This is a genomic window from Psychrobacter immobilis (genome assembly GCF_904846285.1).
Classification (GTDB): domain Bacteria; phylum Pseudomonadota; class Gammaproteobacteria; order Pseudomonadales; family Moraxellaceae; genus Psychrobacter; species Psychrobacter immobilis_D.
This window is the reverse complement of sequence record NZ_CAJHAD010000031.1, coordinates 1-18,628: the sequence shown is the minus strand read 5'-3', so window position 1 is coordinate 18,628 and position 18,628 is coordinate 1. Positions and strand designations below refer to the sequence as shown.

Sequence of the window (18,628 nt, the reverse complement as noted above, 5' to 3'; positions counted from 1 at the left end):
GGCACAGGCAAAATTTCTACGCCAAGGGTGGATGGAGAATGATCTACCTAAACTGTTTCGTGATATGGGATGTATCTATTTTATTCTGGATTAACTATATTAAGTCATCATCTTATTTTTATATAGTGTGTTTTAGCTTCGTAAGTTTGCCATCTATTAAGCATGGATAAGCGTAAAAACTTGCAAAGTAATATGATAAAAGTGATAAACAATCAGAACAGCTCGTTAATGAATTTGAATAGCCTAATATTATCTTTCATCGTCTATATAGCTTATAAAAACAATAAAAAAAGCCGTTATCTTTAGAAAAATAATGGCTTTTCATGAAATTTGATAGCGGGAAATTGGCTCAGTCGCCAAGCAAGCATTAAGTATCAAGCATTGGTATAGCGACTGGCTTCTGGCATCCAGCGGTGGATAAGTTGGCTTACGTCTGCTTTACGTGTTGGGTCAGCGATAAGATGTTTCGCTAGGCGCTGCGCAATAGCAAATAATTGCTCATCGCGGATAAGGTCGGCCAAATAATAACCGACGTTACCGGTTTGACGTTTACCTAACAGCTCACCGGGTCCTCGCAGCTTTAGGTCTTTTTGCGCAATGACAAAACCATCGGTACTTTCCCGCAGCACATTTAAGCGCTCCGTGCCCGTCTCCGACAATGGCTTTTGGTATAACAGTACGCAGAAGCTTTTGGTCGAACCACGACCTACACGTCCGCGCAACTGATGTAGTTGCGACAAACCCAAACGTTCGGCATTTTCGATGACCATTAACGACGCATTCGGCACATCAACGCCCACTTCGATGACTGTAGTGGCAATCAGTAAATCAAGATTACCAGTTTTAAATTCTTGCATGATGGCTTGTTTATCAGCGGATTTCATTTTGCCATGCACTAAGCCAATGCGAATATTCAAGCGCTCATTTAAATCTTCATAAGTGGCTTCAGCAGCTTGCGCATCCAGCACGCTAGATTCCTCTACCAATGAACATACCCAATACGCCTGCCTGCCTGCCTCACAATTAACCGCAATACGTTCAATCACTTCATCGCGGCGATTACGGTCAATCGTCACCGTCGTAATTGGCGTACGCCCCGGTGGTAGCTCATCAATGATGGAGGTATCCATATCGCCGTAAACGCTCATCGCGAGCGTACGTGGAATCGGGGTTGCGGTCATAATCAGCTGATGCGGCGTGCTATTCGCCACGCCCTTATTGGTCAAGGCCATGCGCTGCTCAACGCCAAAGCGGTGTTGCTCATCAATAATGACCAGTCCCAATTTGGCAAACCGTACCTGCTCCTGAAATAGTGCATGGGTACCAACGACCACTTGTACCGTATTTTCCGCCACTGCCTCTAAGGCTTCGCGGCGCTGCTTCGCCGTTTGCTTGCCAGCAAGCCAGCCAACGCCAACGCCTAGTGGTTCAAACCAGTTTTTAAAATTAACCAAATGCTGCTCTGCTAAGATTTCTGTTGGTGCCATTACCGCTACTTGCCAGCCACTATCGAGCGCATAGCCTGCTGCGCCTGCTGCGACCAAAGTTTTACCTGCGCCAACATCGCCCTGTACCAGTCGAAGCATCGGAATAGAAGTTGCCATATCAGCAGTAATGTCTTTCATGACTCTTTTTTGTGCGCCCGTTAAATCAAATGGTAATGCACCAAATAATTTATCGGCAAGCGGGCTTTGGGTCGCGCATTTGGGTGCTTTATACTGATGTAATTGCTGACGGCGATATAATAAACTGAGCTGATGCGCGGTCAATTCTTCAATGATTAAACGCTGACAGGCAGCATGGGTGCGGGCACTTAATTGCGTCAGCAGCTGATATTGTCGCCCCGCGTCGGTATAGGTAGGCGGCGTATGCAGTAATACCAAAGCTTCAAATATGGTTAAATTGTAGACATTATTAGTCGTGCTTACAGTCTCTGACTTAACTTCATTATTTACACTATTAATAATCGAATTGTCAGGCACACTACGCGCAAGGGTCGAAAATATATCGTCTGGAAAATCATCTTCTGCGACTGCTAATTTAGCAGGCTCAAAAGGCGCTAACGGTAAATCAGCCACCACGTCAAAGTCAGCAGGTGTAAATAAGGTCATCGGTAAACCTTGAGTACGAACCGTTTGCAGCGCAAGCTTGATTAGCGTGCGCAGCTTATTTTGATGTAAGCCTTTCACGCTAGGATAAATCGGCTGTAAGCCTGTATTAACGACGGCTTCGTTACTGCTAATGATTTGATATTCAGGATGATGTATCTGCTTACCGTAACGACTGACCTTTACTTCACCAAATAATTGCAGCTGCGTACCAAGACTCATCGTTTGCGCTAGACCTTGATACACTTTAAAAAAACGCAGCGATATGGTGCCAGTATCATCATCGACCACCACTGTCATCCCACTGCGTTTAGTATCAACATGCACCACCCGCCCTGTAATCAAGGCAGCTTGCCCATGTGCCACATTGGCTATCGATACCAGTCGGCTACGGTCTTCATAATCACGTGGCAAATGCAGCAGTAAATCAAAAATACGCACAATACCCAATTGGGCTAATTGCTCCGCCACTTTTGATCCCACACCCGCCAGAGCCGTCACCGGCATATCAAGCGCCGAAACGGGCATATCAGATCTTATATGGTCTGATGAATTCACTGTCGTGTGCTTAACCGATATGGGCATCAATCATCCTAATGATATAAAGGTAAATATAGTCAGTTCAAAATAAAATTGTTATGGTTAGGACAAACATCATAAAACAACTTGGATAAGTCATTTTCCAACCAGCCTTGGCGTAGAAACTTTACCTGAGCCCATTTTTTCTCGATAGGGTTCAGATCAGGGCTGTACGGCGGTAGCCAAAGAATACGATGACCATGCCTGTTCAGTAGCTTTTGAATGCGTTTATTCTTATGAAATCTGGCATTATCCATCACAATCACGCATTTGGTTTTAAGACTTGGGATTAGCTTGTGTTTGCACCAGTCGTAGAATATGCTGCTGTTAATGTTGTGCTTAAAGTAATCTAGTGCAAACAGCATCTTTTCATATAGAGCACCGATAACGTTGGTTCGCTTTTTACCTTGCCAGTTGTAACTATCGATACAGGGTTTACCAATCGGTGCATAACCATGAGAGCGAATGGTCTCGTGCTCAAAGCCGCTTTCATCCATATAGACGATGGGATAGCCTTGCTGCGTAAAGCTATTAAGCTTACTGTGATATATCGCTCTTTTGATCGGACACGCTTTTGGATGCTCTAATGTCTTTTTTTTGACTGATGCCTAGGCGCTTTAGGGCATGATAAATGCCTGTTTTACTACAGTTTAGACGACGGGCTCGCTCATACTGGTAATCATCAGGATGTTCTTTAACATCATTAAGTAGCACGTCATCTGGTATTTTATAGGGTTTGGTTTGCCTGGTTGTTTTGCTATGAACACGCCGCTTCCAGTTCTGTATAGTGGTTGGGCTCAGATTGTAAAACTCAGCTGCCTCGGCAAAGGTCATACCCTCGTCTAAGCTTTTAAGAACTTGCATACGAAAATCTAGTGAGTAAGTCATGGTCTTTATAATAACAATTGGGTTTGATAATTAATTTATAACACTTTTAGGTGTGCTTAGCTATACTATCTAATTAACGGTCTTATTTTAAAGTCTAGGTTTTAAAGTCTATGCCGTCTTATAAAAGCTATAATCATGAATCTGCTATAAAACACTCAGTGATAATGATTATAACGGACAAGCGACTTGCTTATGCTAAGCTATTTAGCGATACGGCGTCTAGCTGATTTCCAAGTAAGCTATTAATGATGGGCTTACCACGCAGCCTTTTATTTTACATGATGATTTTTGCTAAGGTTTTTTATGTTTTTACCTGCTAACTATTACCCCTATCGTCATTTATCACTATTATTACGATTTAGCATGCTCAGCATATTAGGACTGTTTATTAGCGCGTGTCAGAGTCTGACGCCAGTTGCTGAGACAGTCACGCCTATAAACAATCAACCAAAAGTCGCCCTAGTCTTAGGCGGCGGCGGTGCGAAAGGCTTTGCACATATTGGGGTGATTAAGGCGTTAGAAGAAAATGGTATCACGCCGACGCTAGTAGTCGGCACCAGTGTCGGTAGCTTAGTGGGCAGCTTATATGCCAGTGGTTATAACGCCAAACAGCTTGAACAATTAGCGTTAAATACTTCTGATAGCGAATTGACAGATTTTACCTTATCCAACCAAGGCTTTATCGAAGGTATCAAGCTTAAAAACTTTATTAATAAAAAAGTAAGCGGGCGCAATATAGAAGACTTTCCGATCAGCTTTGCCGCGGTCGCTGCCGAAAAACACACGCTAAAAAAGGCCGTTTTTAGTAGTGGTAATGCTGGTCTTGCGGTGCAAGCATCCTGTAGTGTGCCCAATATTTTTATTGCCCCGCGCATTCCTGAACAAGTCGGTAAAAAATATATCGATGGCGGTGTGGTCAGCTTAGTACCGGTTGATACTGCGCGTGATTTGGGTGCCGATATTATTATCGCCGTTGATGTAACGGCTGCTAATATTAATAGTTCTGCTAACAATAAAATGCCGACTATCAATTCATTAAGCAGTTTTTGGGGCTTTCTTGAGAGCAGCTTTGTCGCAAATGCCGCTGCAACTGTCACTAATTCCAGTCAAGCACGCACTAGTCGTTCTGCATCGATGCGCCATGAGCGTGATCGCGCTGATATTATCATTATCCCAGATGTCGGTCATATTAGCTCGCTAGATACTAGCCAGCGCCGCGCTCTAATGACGGCTGGCTCGCAAGCCACTATGCCGCAAATTGCTGCCATTAAACAACTTATTAAAGACAAAGCACTGAAAGACAAATCGCAGAGTAAATAGGCAACCCTTTAGCAGCTCCTTAATTGATAAGTGAACAGCAAGTATAAAAAGCCATCCTGCCAAGTCTATATATTCTTATACATACTTTAAAAAATTGATGCTAAAAAAGCACCTCAGCGTTAACTGTGGTGCTTTTTTAATGCAGCAAATTTAAAGAATTAACTTATTTAACGCGTGCACGATATTTAACCACGACCGTATCATTCAAACCAACGCCTTCTAAGTCCCAACGTACCGCTTTATAAAATTTCAATGGGATTTCTTGCAGTTGATTATCAACCTTGCCACGTAATGGCATACGGGCAAAAGTATTACCATCGGCACTACCATATGGGAAATCTGGCGACACCGCTCGTAGCAATTCTACTTGCTCTGGAATACTCATGGTGACCGTCATTTTACGGACGCGATCGGCATTGGTATTGGTAAAATAGCCTTGATACTCTAAGACATTACCTGACTGCAAACGCGTATTGGCATTAACCGGTACTAGCAGTTCCTGACCATTTGCGTCGACACTAATCAATGATGCAGTAATTTTGCTATTAACCGCTTGCGCATTTGAGCTACTGCCTTGGTTGGAATTTGCTTGCATTGCCACTGAGTTATCAACGGCTTGTTCTGGCGTTGGCAACATCGCTGACGCCTGCGTCACTGCCATCACGCCAACGAGCGTACCGGCAACAACATGAAATAAGCGGTGTCCGCTCCACGCACTGAATGGGTTTGCAAAATGGTTACTTTTCTTCATGACATTCATTATCCCTGGTTAATGTATCGATAAAACAATCTTGTAATAAAAATTCGCTAATAAAACAATGTGTAGATAAAACCATAATAGTTATAAAACACTTCAACAAAATAACGCTGCTAAGCAACCATCCGATTGCACACACTATTATTTTATTACTTAAGCCTCATCATATATCGTTATTAATGTTAATTTTTTGCCATTACTATTTTTAGCTATGGTTATTTTTATCAATTATCTGCGTAAGCTGTCGCTAAAGCAATAGCGCTTAGCATAACAAAAAGCGTTTAGCGGTACACTAATCCCGTGTTGAGGTTGTGTATATCATCTATTTACTACCAAGACTTCTTAACGCTACTGAAATAAAAGATAGCTCATAACGGCGTTTTTTGCTATGGTAATTCATTAGCGACAAGCTTTTTCTGTCACGCTCCTTTTCTTATTCTAACGACTATTGCTCCCATTATGACTACTAGCGCCATGCCACAGATTAATCCTGAATACGTTCACTGGTTCCGTAACTCTGCCCCTTACATTAACACTCATCGCGGTAAGACTTTCGTGATTATGTTTGGCGGTGAAGCGGTCAATCATTCCAATTTCAGTACCTTGATTCATGACTTTGCTTTATTGCATAGCTTGGGTATCAAGCTGGTATTGGTACACGGAGCACGACCGCAAATCGAAAAAAACCTCAAAGACGCAGATATTGCTTCGCCATTGCATCAAGATATCCGCGTGACTCCGCGCGTCGCCATGCCGTCTATCTTACAAGCGGTTGGTGCCATTCGTTTGCAAATCGAGGCCCAACTATCGATGGGCTTGGCAAACTCACCGATGTACGGCTCGCGTATTGATGCGGTCTCGGGTAATTTTGTCACCGCTCGTCCTTATGGTATTCGTGATGGCGTTGATTATCAGATGACGGGTGAAGTGCGCTCTATCGATGTTGAAGCCATTAAAAACAACCTGCTGCATGACCATATCGTAATTTTAGGGTCAATGGGTTACTCAGCAACTGGTGAAGTGTTTAACTTATTGGCTGAAGATGTCGCCCTCAGTGCCGCTGTGGCACTTAGTGCCGATAAGCTAATATTCTTGGGCGAAGAGGCTGGTATCAATCATGATAACCGCTTGCTGCGTGAGATGATCCCAAATGAAGTTGACCGCTTCTTACGGGATCGTGATTTAAATTGTGAGATTAATTACTTCTTAAGCTGCGCCAGTAATGCGTGCCGCCAAGGGGTTCATCGCACCCATATCATCTCTTATGCCAAAAATGGCGCGCTCCTCGAAGAGCTATTTACCCGTGATGGTTCTGGCACCTTGATTAGCCATGATCCATATGAAGAGATTCGCCGTGCCAATATCGACGATGTGGTCGGACTGATTGAGCTACTGTCACCATTAGAAGAACAAGGCATCTTGGTCAGCCGCTCACGCGAGCGCTTGGAGCAAGAGATTGATCATTATAGCGTCATTGAGCGTGACGGTATGATTTTAGGCTGTGCCGCACTTTATCCATTAGATGCAGATTCAGCAGAAGTTGCTTGTGTGGCGGTACATCCTGAATACCGTAGTGGCAGCCGCGGTGCTGACTTGCTGGCATTTTTAGAGCAACAAGCACGCAGCCATGGTCTGCATAAGTTATTTGTTCTGACCACTCGTACTGCGCATTGGTTTGTCGAGCAAGGCTTTGCGGAAGTTGAAGCAAGCGCCCTACCGGAAGCGCGGCGTGAGAAATATAATAACGGTCGTAACTCTAAAGTTTTCCAAAAAACTTTATAATTTAGAAAACCTATAATCCGAAAGTGAATGAGTTAGCCATTCATTAATCAATTCATAAATGAGCAACTTAATTACCGCGCAGCAAAAAGCCCTCATAATATACGAGGGCTTTTTTGTCTTTCATAAATGCTTTTTTATAACCATTTTTTATAAACGCCTTTTAGTAACCACCATGGCTTAAAAGGGTTATAAATCTAATAACGGCTTATTTTACTTTTAATAACTCAACAGTAAAGATAAGGGTGCTGTTTGGCTCGATACCTGCGTTACCCGCTTCACCATAAGCGATATCAGATGGGATATAGAACTCGTATTTGCCACCCTCTTTCATCAACTGTAGACCTTCAGTCCAGCCAGCGATAACTTGGTTTAGTGGGAATTCGATTGGCTCACCGCGCTCATAAGAGCTGTCAAATACTGTACCATCAAGCAATTTACCTTCGTAGTTGACTTCAACCACGTCAGTAGCTTTTGGTGATTTGCCAGTACCAGCAGTCACTACTTTATATTGTAAGCCAGAAGCGGTGGTTTTCACGCCTGCTTTTTTACCATTTTCTGCTAAGAATGCGGCACCCTTGGTCTTATTTTCGCCCGCTTTACTTTCCATATCTTTAACAAACTTCTCTTCTTGCTCTTTTTGATAGGTCATCAAGACTTCTTGCATTTGTTCTTGCGTCAATGCACCCTTTTTACCTTCATAGCCATCACGGAAGCCTTTTTCAAAGGTATCAAGATTCAGATCGCCGACCGCTTCTTTATTACCTTCTGCCATCATATAACCCAAGCTGTAACCGACTTTTTCATTGGCTGGGCTTTTTTCAGTCACTGAAACGCTTTTAGCAGCGCTTTCTTTATTACCATTGCTGGCGTTACAGCCGGTGACTAATAACATCGCACTAGCAAGGGCACTAATGCTTAAGGTAGTAATTTTTTTCATAGAATACTCTCAAATTGTAAGGATAGTGGCAAGATGTCACATTCTTCTATCATAGCAAATCTTGGTTTTAGGAGCTACGATTCCCTTGAAATTATCGGTCAAATGTACAGTCTATGTTAATATTTGCCGTCAAATTAACAACTTATCACACAACTATAGTAAGTAGTTAAGCTTTCTGTCTTTAAATACCTCATTACATCAGCTAAGCTAAATTGGTTAAGGTAAGAAGTAACAGAACGTAGATTTTGTTAACCATCAATACAGAATGTTGACTAAGGTCTGATAAAAAAAAGCTTCTTAAATAATATCAATTAAAAATACTAATAATTAGGTATGTGTTTGCTACAAATAGCTAGGCTGATATTCAATAGCAAGGATTATTTGACGGCTGATACATGAATATTCAAGGAGGACAGGATGAATCCAATGTATACATCGTTCAACGGTTATCTGGGTGGCCCTATTGGTTCCATCATCGGCGCTATTCTAATTTTTATCATTGGCTGGCTCGTGGCATTGGGTATCGCTGCCCTTGTACGCGGTGTGTTATCGAAGGTAAATCTCAACCAGCAGATGAGTTCTTCCACTGGTAAAAGCTACGATTTAGAGGGTATTATCTCAAAAATTGTTTTTTGGTTTATTTTCATCATCGCCATCGCTGGCGCGCTCAGTCAACTAAATCTAAATTCTATTTCAACCCCATTTGCTAACATGGTCAATCAAGTCTTGACCTTTATACCTAATATCATTGCTGCGATTGCAGTTGGTGTGATTGGCTGGGTGATTGCCACCGTTGTTCGTACGGCGATTAACGCCGCGCTAGCAAAAACCTCGATGGATGAGCGTTTAAGTGCGAAAGCTGGTGTCAAACCATTGAGCAGCACCATTGCTGATATGGTTTACTGGTTTATCTTATTGATTGTATTGACCATGGTACTTGGTCAGCTACAGCTTAATGGTTTATTTGCACCATTGACCAATATGGTTGATAAAATCTTCAGCTTTATTCCTAATATTCTCATCGCTGGTGTGGTCTTTGTGGTGGGTTATATCATCGCCAAAGTCGTACGCGGCATTGTGACTAATTTGGTTTCTACTTTTGATGTACAAAAACTGGCGTCAAAAGCAGGTTTAAGCGAGCAGAACAGCTTGCCTAATATTGCTGGTTCACTAGCATTTTTAGTGGTTATTATCCCAACGATTATCGCTGCTTTAAATGCTCTGCAAATCGATGTGATTGCCCGCCCTGCTACCAATATGCTCAATAAAATCATGGAAGCTTTGCCAAACATCTTTATGGCAGCGGCGATTTTAATCGTAACCTTCTATGTGGTACGTATGGTCGCCAACATCATCAAAGGTCTACTTGAAAATACCCAAGTCAATCAATTGCCTGCGAAAGTTGGTTTAGAACAGACGATGGGCGATAAGAAAATCTCTGACCTAGTCGGTTATGCGATTATCTTCTTTGCGATGTTGTTTGCTGCTATCGCTGCCGCTGATTTACTAGGTTTTGAGCCTATCTCAGCCATCATCACGATGTTTATCGCTTTTGGTGCCAACATCATCCTAGGCGCAGTTATTCTATTTATTGGCTTTTGGCTTGCCAACATCATCGCTGGTGTCGTCGAGCGCTCTGAGCAAGGTTCACAGTTCTTAGCAAACATCGTACGTGTATTGATCATGGGCTTAGTACTAGCCATGGGTCTTAAAGCGATGGGTATTGCGGATTCTATTGTTAACTTAGCATTTGGTTTAACCCTAGGTGCGGTTGCGGTGGCATTTGCCCTATCATTTGGTCTTGGCGGTCAAGAAGCAGCAGCTCGTTTCCTACGCAAGATGCAGGATAAAATGGATAGAGAGCGTGATGAAGCAAAAGTGAAGTCTGCTTTGACGCCTAACACGTCAACTCAAGATAAATTCGCGGCGTCAGTTCGTGAGAATACGCCAACGGTTAAGCCTGCCACAACGTCGACTCCTGATATTCATACAGATATCGTTGATACGACTCGTGTGAATACAGGCACTATCAATACCTCTGATATCAACAACACTGCCAATAACAATGTGAACAACAATGTTAATGACGGCAGTATCACTGATGAGGATATTGCTAACAATAACATCCTGCCTGGTAGCGGTTTATACGACGATACCAATAACAAGTAAGTATTAATGGTATTTAAATCAAAAAAAAAGACAGCTTAGGCTGTCTTTTTTTATGGTTGCTGATTAAGTCTTTTATTTAAGGTTTTGTTATTCAAATTTCCTGTATTTAAACTTATCATTGCATGCTGAAATAACAATCTTTAAGCCTATCTTTACTAGCTAAATCTTCCATAAAACAACGGGCAGGAAAACCATGTTTTAGGCGCTTGAATATTAGGTAGTAGCATCTATAACGCATCGGGCTACAAGTAGCAGGCTAACTCATCGCTAAGATTGTGTTTATTAGGAATTATAGTAGTCGAATTGGATACAGTCCCAACCTTTTAATATCAAATATATATGACAGCGCATGCCTTGTGATTGATACACAGTATGCTAATGTAATCACCATTGGCATAGCTTTTATGCAAAAGATTAAACAACATAAACGCAATTATACATGGTCGCTTTCATAGCAGTGAGTTATTATGATGTCATAAAATCCATCACATTCGCGCTAGCGTATAAAACACTCTAACGCAGGTTTAACAAGCTTCTTTATAGAATGACACTCATATGATAACAAGGACTGAACATCATGAAACGCTTTAAAGAAAAAACCGTTATCGTCACCGGTGCGGGCTCAGGTATTGGCCGCGCGACCGCCATTCGCTTTGCAAACGAAGGCGCTAACGTTGTCTTAGTCGGACGTACCGCTGAAACCTTACAGGAAACCGCTGAAGCGTTTCCGCAGGATCGAACTTGGATTCATACCGATAATTTTTTGACCGTCGTTTGTGACATCAGCGTAGAAGCTCAAGTACAAGAAATGATAAAAAGAGTCATCGACAAGTTTGAGAGAATAGACGTTTTGGTAAATAATGCGGGTAAAGCCATGCAAGGAAAAATCACTGAGCTGTCTTCTGAAGACTGGAAGTCGGCCATCGATATGAACTTAAATGGCACTTTTTATGTATGTCAGGCTGCTATGCCACATTTGATTGCGACCAAAGGCAATATCATCAATGTCTCGTCGCTATCTGGAATCGGTGGTGACTGGAATATGGCCGCATACAATGCTGCTAAAGCTGGTGTTACTAATCTAACGCGTACACTGGCCTTAGATCATGGGGCTGACGGCGTGCGCGTCAACGCCGTTAACCCAAGTGTTACTAAGACCGATATGACCAGTGCCATTCAAGATGACACTAGTAAAACCGATAAGTTTTTAGATCGCTGCCCGCTCGGACGTCTTGCAACGCCAGAGGATATTGCCGCCGCCATTACTTTTTTAGCGAGCGATGACGCCTCGATGATAACTGGTATTAACTTGCCAGTTGATGGCGGTGTCAGCGCATCAAACGGTCAGCCACATTTCTAAGAAATAATCTGACTCAAGTATTTTCGAGTTAACAATTAAAGAAGCCCCTGATATTTTGATATCAAGAGCTTCTTTAATTGTGATAAAGGTTTAATAACAAAGCTAAAACCTTTAATCAATGGAATTATTAATATCCTGTAGCGGTTGCGATAAGCGCTCCGGATGTCTTGGCATCACCCCTTGATATTGTGCATATATTTTTGGCAGATCAGCATCAATATCACCGCTTGGATAAACCAACGACATAAAACGTATTTCCTTGGTTTTATAATCCATCGCTACCGGCAAAATCGGCACACCAGCGCCTACTGCCAAATAATAAAAGCCAGATTTCCAATCTTTGGTATATTGCCGCGTACCTTCTGGCGCTAATCCCAAAAATAGCGGCTTACCTGTTTTGAATTTATCGATACTGGCTTGCAGCACTGAGCCTTTATTGCTGCGATCGATAGGAATAACTCCTATCCAATGCATCAATTGTGCGACTCCTGGTATTTTAAATAACGTGTGCTTGCCTATGATGCTAATTTTTAAATCTAGGGCAAATAAGCTCGGAATCGCATAAATACCATCGACGTTAGAGGTGTGCGGCAGCGCTAATACCACGGCCTGTGGGATATTTGGAATTTCGCCAACCGTACGCCAACCAGCGGCTTTTAATAATGCCGACCCGATAATTGGCGCGACTTTATTCCCACGCCTTGGGACCAAATTACCCAAATGTTTTTTGCTCAATGTCGGTAATACTTTCGAGCGCGTAGGCTTAGAAGCGTTTGATTTAGAACGATTAAATAGCTTTGATGTCATAACGGCACCATGTAATAAAAGATAGCTACATAATAACATTAAGCTTGTGTCACTTAGCTGAATTTTGCAGGCTTTTATTACGTGATAGCTTACTCAATTATTTACATATATGACTATATATAAATAAAGCCTATAAAAATAACACCATTACGGTTTCTCTCCTACCGCCTTAGGGAATATCTGCTAAGTTGCCTTTGTTCTCAAGCCAAGATTTGCGATCTGCGGCGCGTTTTTTGGCTAATAGCATATCCATCACACTATTAGTCAGCACCATATCATCCATATCTAGTTGCACCAAACGCCGCGTATCACGGTTCATTGTTGTCTCTCGCAGCTGCTCTGCGCTCATCTCACCCAAGCCTTTAAAGCGGGTTATTTGTGCTTTTTTATTCCCCGGTACATTGGCCAAAATATGTTGAAGCTCTGGCTCATCAAGTGCATAATGCACCTCTTTACCGACATCGACACGGTATAAAGGCGGCATCGCCACAAACAAGTGACCGGCATCAACTAACGCTGGAAAATGCTTGACGAACAACGCACAGATTAGTGTCGCGATATGCAGACCGTCAGAGTCGGCATCCGCCAAAATACATACCTTGTCATAGCGCAGCTCAGACAAATCGTCAGACGCCGGATCGACACCGATAGCAATGGCAATATCATGAATCTCTTGGCTCGACAGTACTGTATCTGACGACACTTCCCATGTATTGAGAATCTTACCACGCAAGGGCAATATCGCCTGATAATGACGGTCACGCGCTTGCTTAGCACTACCGCCTGCAGAGTCACCTTCTACCAAGAACAGCTCTGCGCCATCACGCAAATCACCGCGACAGTCGGCAAGCTTACCCGGTAGCGCTGGTCCTTGGGTGATTTTTTTACGCGCGACTTTTTTGGCAGATTTTAGGCGACGACCTGCTTTATTAATCGCCAATTCGGCAATCTGCGCACCCATATCGGCATGCTGATTTAACCACAAGCTAAAGGCATCTTTTGCCAACGTTTGCACTGCGCCCGCCGCTTCACGACTCGATAAGCGCTCTTTGGTTTGACCTGAAAACTGCGGCTCAGAAAATTTAAGCGATAGGATATAGTTAACGCCATCCCATACATCTTCTGCGGTCAGCTTGACGCTACGTGGCAGTAAATTATGAATATCACAAAACTCGCGTAAGGCCTCTAAAATACCGGTACGTAAGCCGTTAACGTGCGTACCGCCTTGCGCCGTTGGGATAAGATTGACATAGCTTTCTTGCACAGGCGCACCACCATCAGGCAACCAAGAAAGTGCAAAGGTAATACCAGCACGTTCGCCCACTTTGGCGTCGTGATTATAATAAAAGGGTGCTTCAGGTAAGGTCTCCAAACTATCTAGCTGCTCATTTAGATACTCAACCACTCCATCGGTAAACTGCCAAACGATTTTTTCATTATTAATATCATCGACAAACTCAATCGTTAGACCAGCGGCCAACACTGCTTTGGCTTTTAGATTGTGCTTAAGTTGTTTAACGTTAAATTTCGGCGTATCAAAAAAGCTACCATCGGCCCAAAAATGTACTTTAGTACCACGCTTACGCTTATTGGAGCTAATGGTTTCGGTTAAAGGGGTGACTGCGGCGCCATTCTCAAACGCCATCTCGAACTGTGTACTATCACGCCATACGGTTACCTCGACTCGCGTCGATAGCGCGTTGACGACAGAAATACCCACGCCATGCAAACCGCCCGACACTTCATAATTCGAAGTCGAAAATTTACCACCCGCATGCAGACGCGTTAAAATCAGCTCAATACCAGTTTGATTAAATTCAGGATGAATATCGGTTGGCATACCGCGGCCGTCATCTTCAACTGATAACGAACCATCACTATGCAACTGAACCTTGATAATTTTGGCATAACCTGCCAATGCTTCATCGACTGAGTTATCGATGACTTCTTGCGCCAAATGGTTGGGGCGCGTGGTGTCGGTGTACATACCTGGGCGACGACGGACGGGCTCAAGCCCTTCTAAGACTTCTAACGATTGCGCATTATATTGACTCACAAATGCATCCTTAACTATTCATGTGCGATTAATTCTATTAAGCCATTATAACGAAAAATAGCGACGGTAACGGTAATAGTCAGTCGCTCACGTCAGATAATGTCGTCTATTTAAATCTGTACTAGCTTCTGTAGCATATCAATCACGATAGGTAATTGCTCAGCAAAATCGCTAAACCTGTGATCGCCGCCAGCCTGCACAGTTACCGTTACTCCTTGCTCTTTATAAAACTGTTTAGACAGTTCATGGTTTAGTAGCTCATCGCCTTCTTTTATTAATACAGAAACTTTATAAGGGTAATTAATCGTCGATAATTGATGCGCTGCAAACCATTGCAAATCTGTATCAGTAATATCCCAACCACCGGCTGTCGAATGGAAAATCTGACTGCTCAAAATCTCCTCTTTAACATCATCTTTCAGAGCCAAATTATCAGCAAAGCGCTGTAAAGTAATATGCGGCTGGGTGCTAGGATTCAATAGCAGCGCCGGGCAACCTGTATGATTACTAATCAATGTAGAAAAATAACCGCCTAATGAGCTACCGACCAAGACCGTATTTGACGATTTAAGCTCACTATCTTTAATAGTTTTATTGTCTAAACTTTCTATTAATGACAATATCTGACTAAAAACTTTATCAGGCGTCTTATTCAAATCAGGTCGCACTACAGTGATATCAGGATGATATTGGCGGCAATAATCCTCTAACAATCTACCTTTAGTAGAATTAGCATCACTATCTAACCCATGAATATAAATAACGTTCACGTATAATCTCACTTATTAATTTTGTTATGATTGTTGTATATGCATAATCAAAACTCAGCATAGCATCCACTTAATAAAAACAATAACAATAAAATCGCACATTATTATTCACTATTTGCGACATAATAGTATTTTACAGTGGAGTTATAGAAGAAATTAGATAAGTTAAAGGAATAACGAAAATAGCGATGGAGTCGCCATGAATCAGCAGTTTGAGCTATTCGAGATTGCCAATCCATGCATTGGTGTTTGCCAAAGCAATAAAAAAGGCTATTGCTTTGGCTGCTTACGTAATCGCACTGAGCGGCAATTATGGCATGAGATGACCACTGAACAACGTCGCGAGGTGCTACGGCTAATCTCTGGACGTAAGCTGCGTATCGAGCAGATTAGACAGCGTAAAGGAGAGCAGTTAGGATTTGATTTTGAGCCTGTGGTTGAGACAGGTGAGTTGTTTTAAAGTATAAAGACTATGGTATAAGAGAAGCAAATAATTCAGATATTGTATTCAAAACACTGGTTTTATATTTAAATGCGTTAAGATAAATTTTCAGTGTAAGGTTCTGTTAAGGCTTGACCTTCACTCATATAAAACTATAATGGTACTTACTATATGTTTCGACAAGGAAACTCTGTATGAGTACCAAAATAAGCACTAAAAATGCTGCTAAGCAACTTAATATTAGCGAACAGAGAATAAGGACGCTATGTAGAAGCAATGAATTAAAAGCCGAAAAATTTGGTAACTCATGGATAATTGATGATAAAAGCTTAGAAAAATATGGTTTGAGAAGTGCTCATACTGTTGCTGAAAATCATAAAGCATATAATGTTAGCAACAGCAAACCTATTGCGTTAAGCTTTTTTTCTGGTGCAATGGGGCTGGATTTAGGCATAGAGAAAGCAGGATTCGAGATTAGACTAGCTTGTGAAGTCGACAAGTTCTGCAGACAAACTATAGCACTGAATAGACCTAGTACTGCATTGCTTGCAGATATTGATAATTATAACGCTAAAGAGGTTAGACTAGAAGCAGGTTTAAGCGAAACTGATGAAATAGACCTAATAATGGGCGGGCCTCCATGCCAAGCATTCAGTACAGCGGGAAAAAGGAAAGGATTTAAGGATGAAAGAGGGAATGTTTTCTTAAAGTACATAGAACTAGCTTTAGAATTAAAGCCAAGGTACTTTGTAATTGAGAATGTTCGTGGTCTTCTATCTTGCCCGATGGAACATCGACCTCATGAACTAAGAGGAGATGAGTATCCTGAACTTGAATTAGATGAATTGAAAGGCGGTGCATTGAACTTTATTATAAGTAGATTAGAAAAATCTGGATACGCTTATTCTTTCAATTTATATAATTCAGCCAATTTTGGTACTCCACAAAATCGTGAGCGAGTAATAATAATTTGTGCAAGAGATGGTGATAAACCACCTTATTTAATACCTACCCATGCAGAAAAAGGCGATTATGATTTGCCCAGATGGAATACTGTTAGAGGAGCTATACATGATCTTAAAATACACGACCATTTAACATTTCCCGAAAAAAGACTTAAATACTATAAAATGCTTTCTCCAGGACAAAACTGGAAAGATTTACCTGTCGAAATTCAGAAAGAAGCGATGGGTAAGTCTTTCTATTCTGGGGGTGGAAAAACCGGTTTTTTAAGAAGATTGGCTTGGGATCGCCCATCACCTACACTAGTTACTCACCCCGCAATGCCTGCAACTGATTTAGCACATCCTACTGAAAATCGTCCTTTATCAATTCAAGAATATAAAAGAATTCAAGAGTTTCCAGATAACTGGGATCTAGCAGGGCCGCTTATTCAGAAATATAAACAGATTGGAAATGCCGTGCCTATCAGTATGGGGGAAGCTGTTGGCAAATTGATATTGAATTTATTAGATAATAATGATATTCCTGATTTTAGTAAATTTAAATATTCTAGGTATAAAAATACAAATGATATCGAATGGAAAAAACAATTTAATAGTTTAGTAGATTCTCATTTAGAGAAGAATATTCAACCAATGTTAATTTAGCTTCAGTTTAAATATAACTATAAACTTATAAAAACTCTCTCAAACTCCATAAACAGGTCTTTAACTTTAATTTCTAGTAAAGAATATTCAATACCAATACCATTCCAAAATTCTGCTCCTGAGACTCTAGGAATATTGGAATGGTTAAATGTCCAATTTCCTAATTTAAAACTTGCACAAAAAACTGGATTTTCATGTATTTCTAACTCCTGAACAGAGCGGCTTCTTTGTGACCCAGTTAATGTGTTGTGTTGAGTCTTTAACTGCTGATATTCGATCAAATTTGTAATTCTATTGCTAGTAATTAAATCAATACCTTTTATTTTAATATTGAATTCACTTTCAGGATTTACAGTATATGGACTAATATTAGCTATCTTTTCCCAAAGTAATCCCATGGTTGTGCTTAGATATCTAGTTATTTTATTTGCACCTGCCAGTTTAGAAGTTCCTCCAAGTTCATACAGATTTTTAGCATCTCTCATCATATCTTCTCTATCTGGAACAGCTCTACTGATCTGTTCTATAGCTATATCTCTAAATGATGTTATTATATTATCAATTTCGAGACTTATATTAGCTGGGTCAAGAACACTTCCACTATGTCTATTTAGATCATTTTGAATTAGTAAATCAAAATAACTCTCTATAAAAGTATTAATAACTTGAGATAGTTTCTGTGACTGTTCTATTTCGCTATCATTAGGAAGAAGATTAGCTTCTTGAGTTATTAACACTCCTCTTTGTTCACGTGTAGCATTAAATATTTCTATTGAATTTAGCATTTTTTATTCACTTTATAATTTGTAGTTAAGTTATCTCAGCATATTTAAGTAGAAAAATGGCAGCTAAGTAGATGTACTTTGAAAGAAAAAACTAATTTCTAGTTTTTTTAAATAATTTTAATAAAAAATAAAATTATATACAAATAAAAAAAGCCCCCAATCAGATAACTGATTGAGGGCTTTTAAGAATAGAGAGCTGACGATGACCTACTCTCACATGGCCGGAGCCACACTACCATTGGCGCGATGATGTTTCAC

15 protein-coding genes are annotated in these 18,628 nt (G+C 41.2%); 6 read left to right on the top strand and 9 right to left on the bottom strand.

Features of this window, described 5'->3' with window-relative positions:
• Positions 1-374: 374 nt before the first annotated feature.
• Genes recG through JMX13_RS12650 form a run of 3 tightly spaced genes read right to left on the bottom strand, consistent with a single transcriptional unit; the run spans position 375 to position 3,575 of the window.
• On the bottom strand, positions 375-2,693 hold the full coding sequence (gene recG, locus JMX13_RS12660; protein ID WP_227686322.1) for an ATP-dependent DNA helicase RecG: 2,319 nt from the start codon (positions 2,691-2,693) through the stop codon (positions 375-377).
• 32 nt (positions 2,694-2,725) lie between these two features.
• A complete protein-coding gene (locus JMX13_RS12655) occupies positions 2,726-3,238 on the bottom strand; it encodes an IS630 family transposase (RefSeq protein ID WP_265088417.1) in 513 nt (170 codons plus the stop codon).
• Positions 3,225-3,575, bottom strand: coding sequence for an IS630 transposase-related protein (locus JMX13_RS12650; RefSeq protein ID WP_201613088.1), 351 nt, complete (start codon positions 3,573-3,575; stop codon positions 3,225-3,227). Before JMX13_RS12650 ends, JMX13_RS12655 begins: the two co-directional genes overlap by 14 nt.
• Before the next feature lie 363 nt (positions 3,576-3,938).
• On the opposite strand from JMX13_RS12650, the gene JMX13_RS12645 reads away from it, so the two are divergent.
• Complete coding sequence (locus tag JMX13_RS12645) at positions 3,939-4,895, top strand: patatin-like phospholipase family protein (RefSeq protein ID WP_227686321.1); 957 nt, start codon at positions 3,939-3,941, stop codon at positions 4,893-4,895.
• Positions 4,896-5,058: 163 nt separating this feature from the next.
• Here the strand turns inward: JMX13_RS12645 and JMX13_RS12640 are convergent, their stop codons facing one another.
• The gene (locus JMX13_RS12640) at positions 5,059-5,646 is read right to left on the bottom strand and encodes a hypothetical protein (RefSeq protein WP_201613083.1); all 588 of its coding nucleotides are present in this window, start codon (positions 5,644-5,646) and stop codon (positions 5,059-5,061) included.
• A 465-nt stretch (positions 5,647-6,111) separates the two neighbouring features.
• Here JMX13_RS12640 and argA point away from each other — a divergent pair, with 465 nt between their 5' ends.
• The gene (gene argA, locus JMX13_RS12635; RefSeq protein WP_201613081.1) at positions 6,112-7,434 is read left to right on the top strand and encodes an amino-acid N-acetyltransferase; all 1,323 of its coding nucleotides are present in this window, start codon (positions 6,112-6,114) and stop codon (positions 7,432-7,434) included.
• A gap of 205 nt (positions 7,435-7,639) precedes the next feature.
• Here the strand turns inward: argA and JMX13_RS12630 are convergent, their stop codons facing one another.
• Entirely contained in the window at positions 7,640-8,371 is a 732-nt protein-coding gene (locus JMX13_RS12630) for an FKBP-type peptidyl-prolyl cis-trans isomerase (protein WP_201613079.1), read from the bottom strand.
• Positions 8,372-8,788: 417 nt separating this feature from the next.
• Between JMX13_RS12630 and JMX13_RS12625 the strand changes: the two genes are divergently transcribed.
• Together JMX13_RS12625 and JMX13_RS12620 are read left to right on the top strand one after the other, a co-directional pair.
• Positions 8,789-10,540 carry a mechanosensitive ion channel gene (locus JMX13_RS12625; protein WP_201613077.1) on the top strand — a complete coding sequence of 584 codons (1,752 nt, stop codon included), beginning with the start codon at positions 8,789-8,791 and terminating at the stop codon, positions 10,538-10,540.
• 577 nt (positions 10,541-11,117) lie between these two features.
• Entirely contained in the window at positions 11,118-11,900 is a 783-nt protein-coding gene (locus JMX13_RS12620; RefSeq protein ID WP_201613076.1) for an SDR family NAD(P)-dependent oxidoreductase, read from the top strand.
• Between the two features lie 111 nt (positions 11,901-12,011).
• Here the strand turns inward: JMX13_RS12620 and JMX13_RS12615 are convergent, their stop codons facing one another.
• The 3 genes from JMX13_RS12615 to JMX13_RS12605 all read right to left on the bottom strand — a co-directional run bounded on the left by JMX13_RS12615 (position 12,012) and on the right by JMX13_RS12605 (position 15,533).
• Positions 12,012-12,707: a lysophospholipid acyltransferase family protein gene (locus JMX13_RS12615; RefSeq protein WP_227686320.1), complete on the bottom strand. Its 696-nt coding sequence runs from the start codon at positions 12,705-12,707 to the stop codon at positions 12,012-12,014.
• A 169-nt stretch (positions 12,708-12,876) separates the two neighbouring features.
• The gene (gene parE / locus JMX13_RS12610) at positions 12,877-14,763 is read right to left on the bottom strand and encodes a DNA topoisomerase IV subunit B (RefSeq protein ID WP_201613074.1); all 1,887 of its coding nucleotides are present in this window, start codon (positions 14,761-14,763) and stop codon (positions 12,877-12,879) included.
• A 110-nt stretch (positions 14,764-14,873) separates the two neighbouring features.
• A complete protein-coding gene (locus JMX13_RS12605; protein ID WP_201613073.1) occupies positions 14,874-15,533 on the bottom strand; it encodes a YqiA/YcfP family alpha/beta fold hydrolase in 660 nt (219 codons plus the stop codon).
• A 199-nt stretch (positions 15,534-15,732) separates the two neighbouring features.
• Here JMX13_RS12605 and JMX13_RS12600 point away from each other — a divergent pair, with 199 nt between their 5' ends.
• Together JMX13_RS12600 and JMX13_RS12595 are read left to right on the top strand one after the other, a co-directional pair.
• Entirely contained in the window at positions 15,733-15,993 is a 261-nt protein-coding gene (locus tag JMX13_RS12600; RefSeq protein WP_201613072.1) for a DUF1289 domain-containing protein, read from the top strand.
• A gap of 176 nt (positions 15,994-16,169) precedes the next feature.
• Positions 16,170-17,585, top strand: coding sequence for a DNA cytosine methyltransferase (locus JMX13_RS12595; protein ID WP_201613071.1), 1,416 nt, complete (start codon positions 16,170-16,172; stop codon positions 17,583-17,585).
• 17 nt (positions 17,586-17,602) lie between these two features.
• Here JMX13_RS12595 and JMX13_RS12590 read toward each other — a convergent pair whose 3' ends face one another.
• The gene (locus JMX13_RS12590) at positions 17,603-18,370 is read right to left on the bottom strand and encodes a hypothetical protein (RefSeq protein WP_201613070.1); all 768 of its coding nucleotides are present in this window, start codon (positions 18,368-18,370) and stop codon (positions 17,603-17,605) included.
• Between the last annotated feature and the right edge of the window lie 258 nt (positions 18,371-18,628).

Bases quoted from the DNA above. Each gene is read 5' to 3' on its own strand.
- JMX13_RS12640 (WP_201613083.1), bottom strand. From the start codon at position 5,646: ATGAAGAAAAGTAACCATTTTGCAAACCCATTCAGTGCGTGGAGCGGA.
- JMX13_RS12625 (WP_201613077.1), top strand. From the start codon at position 8,789: ATGAATCCAATGTATACATCGTTCAACGGTTATCTGGGTGGCCCTATT.
- JMX13_RS12600 (WP_201613072.1), top strand. From the start codon at position 15,733: ATGAATCAGCAGTTTGAGCTATTCGAGATTGCCAATCCATGCATTGGT.
- JMX13_RS12615 (WP_227686320.1), bottom strand. From the start codon at position 12,707: ATGACATCAAAGCTATTTAATCGTTCTAAATCAAACGCTTCTAAGCCT.
- JMX13_RS12645 (WP_227686321.1), top strand. From the start codon at position 3,939: ATGCTCAGCATATTAGGACTGTTTATTAGCGCGTGTCAGAGTCTGACG.
- argA (WP_201613081.1), top strand. From the start codon at position 6,112: ATGACTACTAGCGCCATGCCACAGATTAATCCTGAATACGTTCACTGG.
- JMX13_RS12650 (WP_201613088.1), bottom strand. From the start codon at position 3,575: ATGACTTACTCACTAGATTTTCGTATGCAAGTTCTTAAAAGCTTAGAC.
- JMX13_RS12590 (WP_201613070.1), bottom strand. From the start codon at position 18,370: ATGCTAAATTCAATAGAAATATTTAATGCTACACGTGAACAAAGAGGA.
- JMX13_RS12630 (WP_201613079.1), bottom strand. From the start codon at position 8,371: ATGAAAAAAATTACTACCTTAAGCATTAGTGCCCTTGCTAGTGCGATG.
- JMX13_RS12620 (WP_201613076.1), top strand. From the start codon at position 11,118: ATGAAACGCTTTAAAGAAAAAACCGTTATCGTCACCGGTGCGGGCTCA.
- JMX13_RS12595 (WP_201613071.1), top strand. From the start codon at position 16,170: ATGAGTACCAAAATAAGCACTAAAAATGCTGCTAAGCAACTTAATATT.
- recG (WP_227686322.1), bottom strand. From the start codon at position 2,693: ATGCCCATATCGGTTAAGCACACGACAGTGAATTCATCAGACCATATA.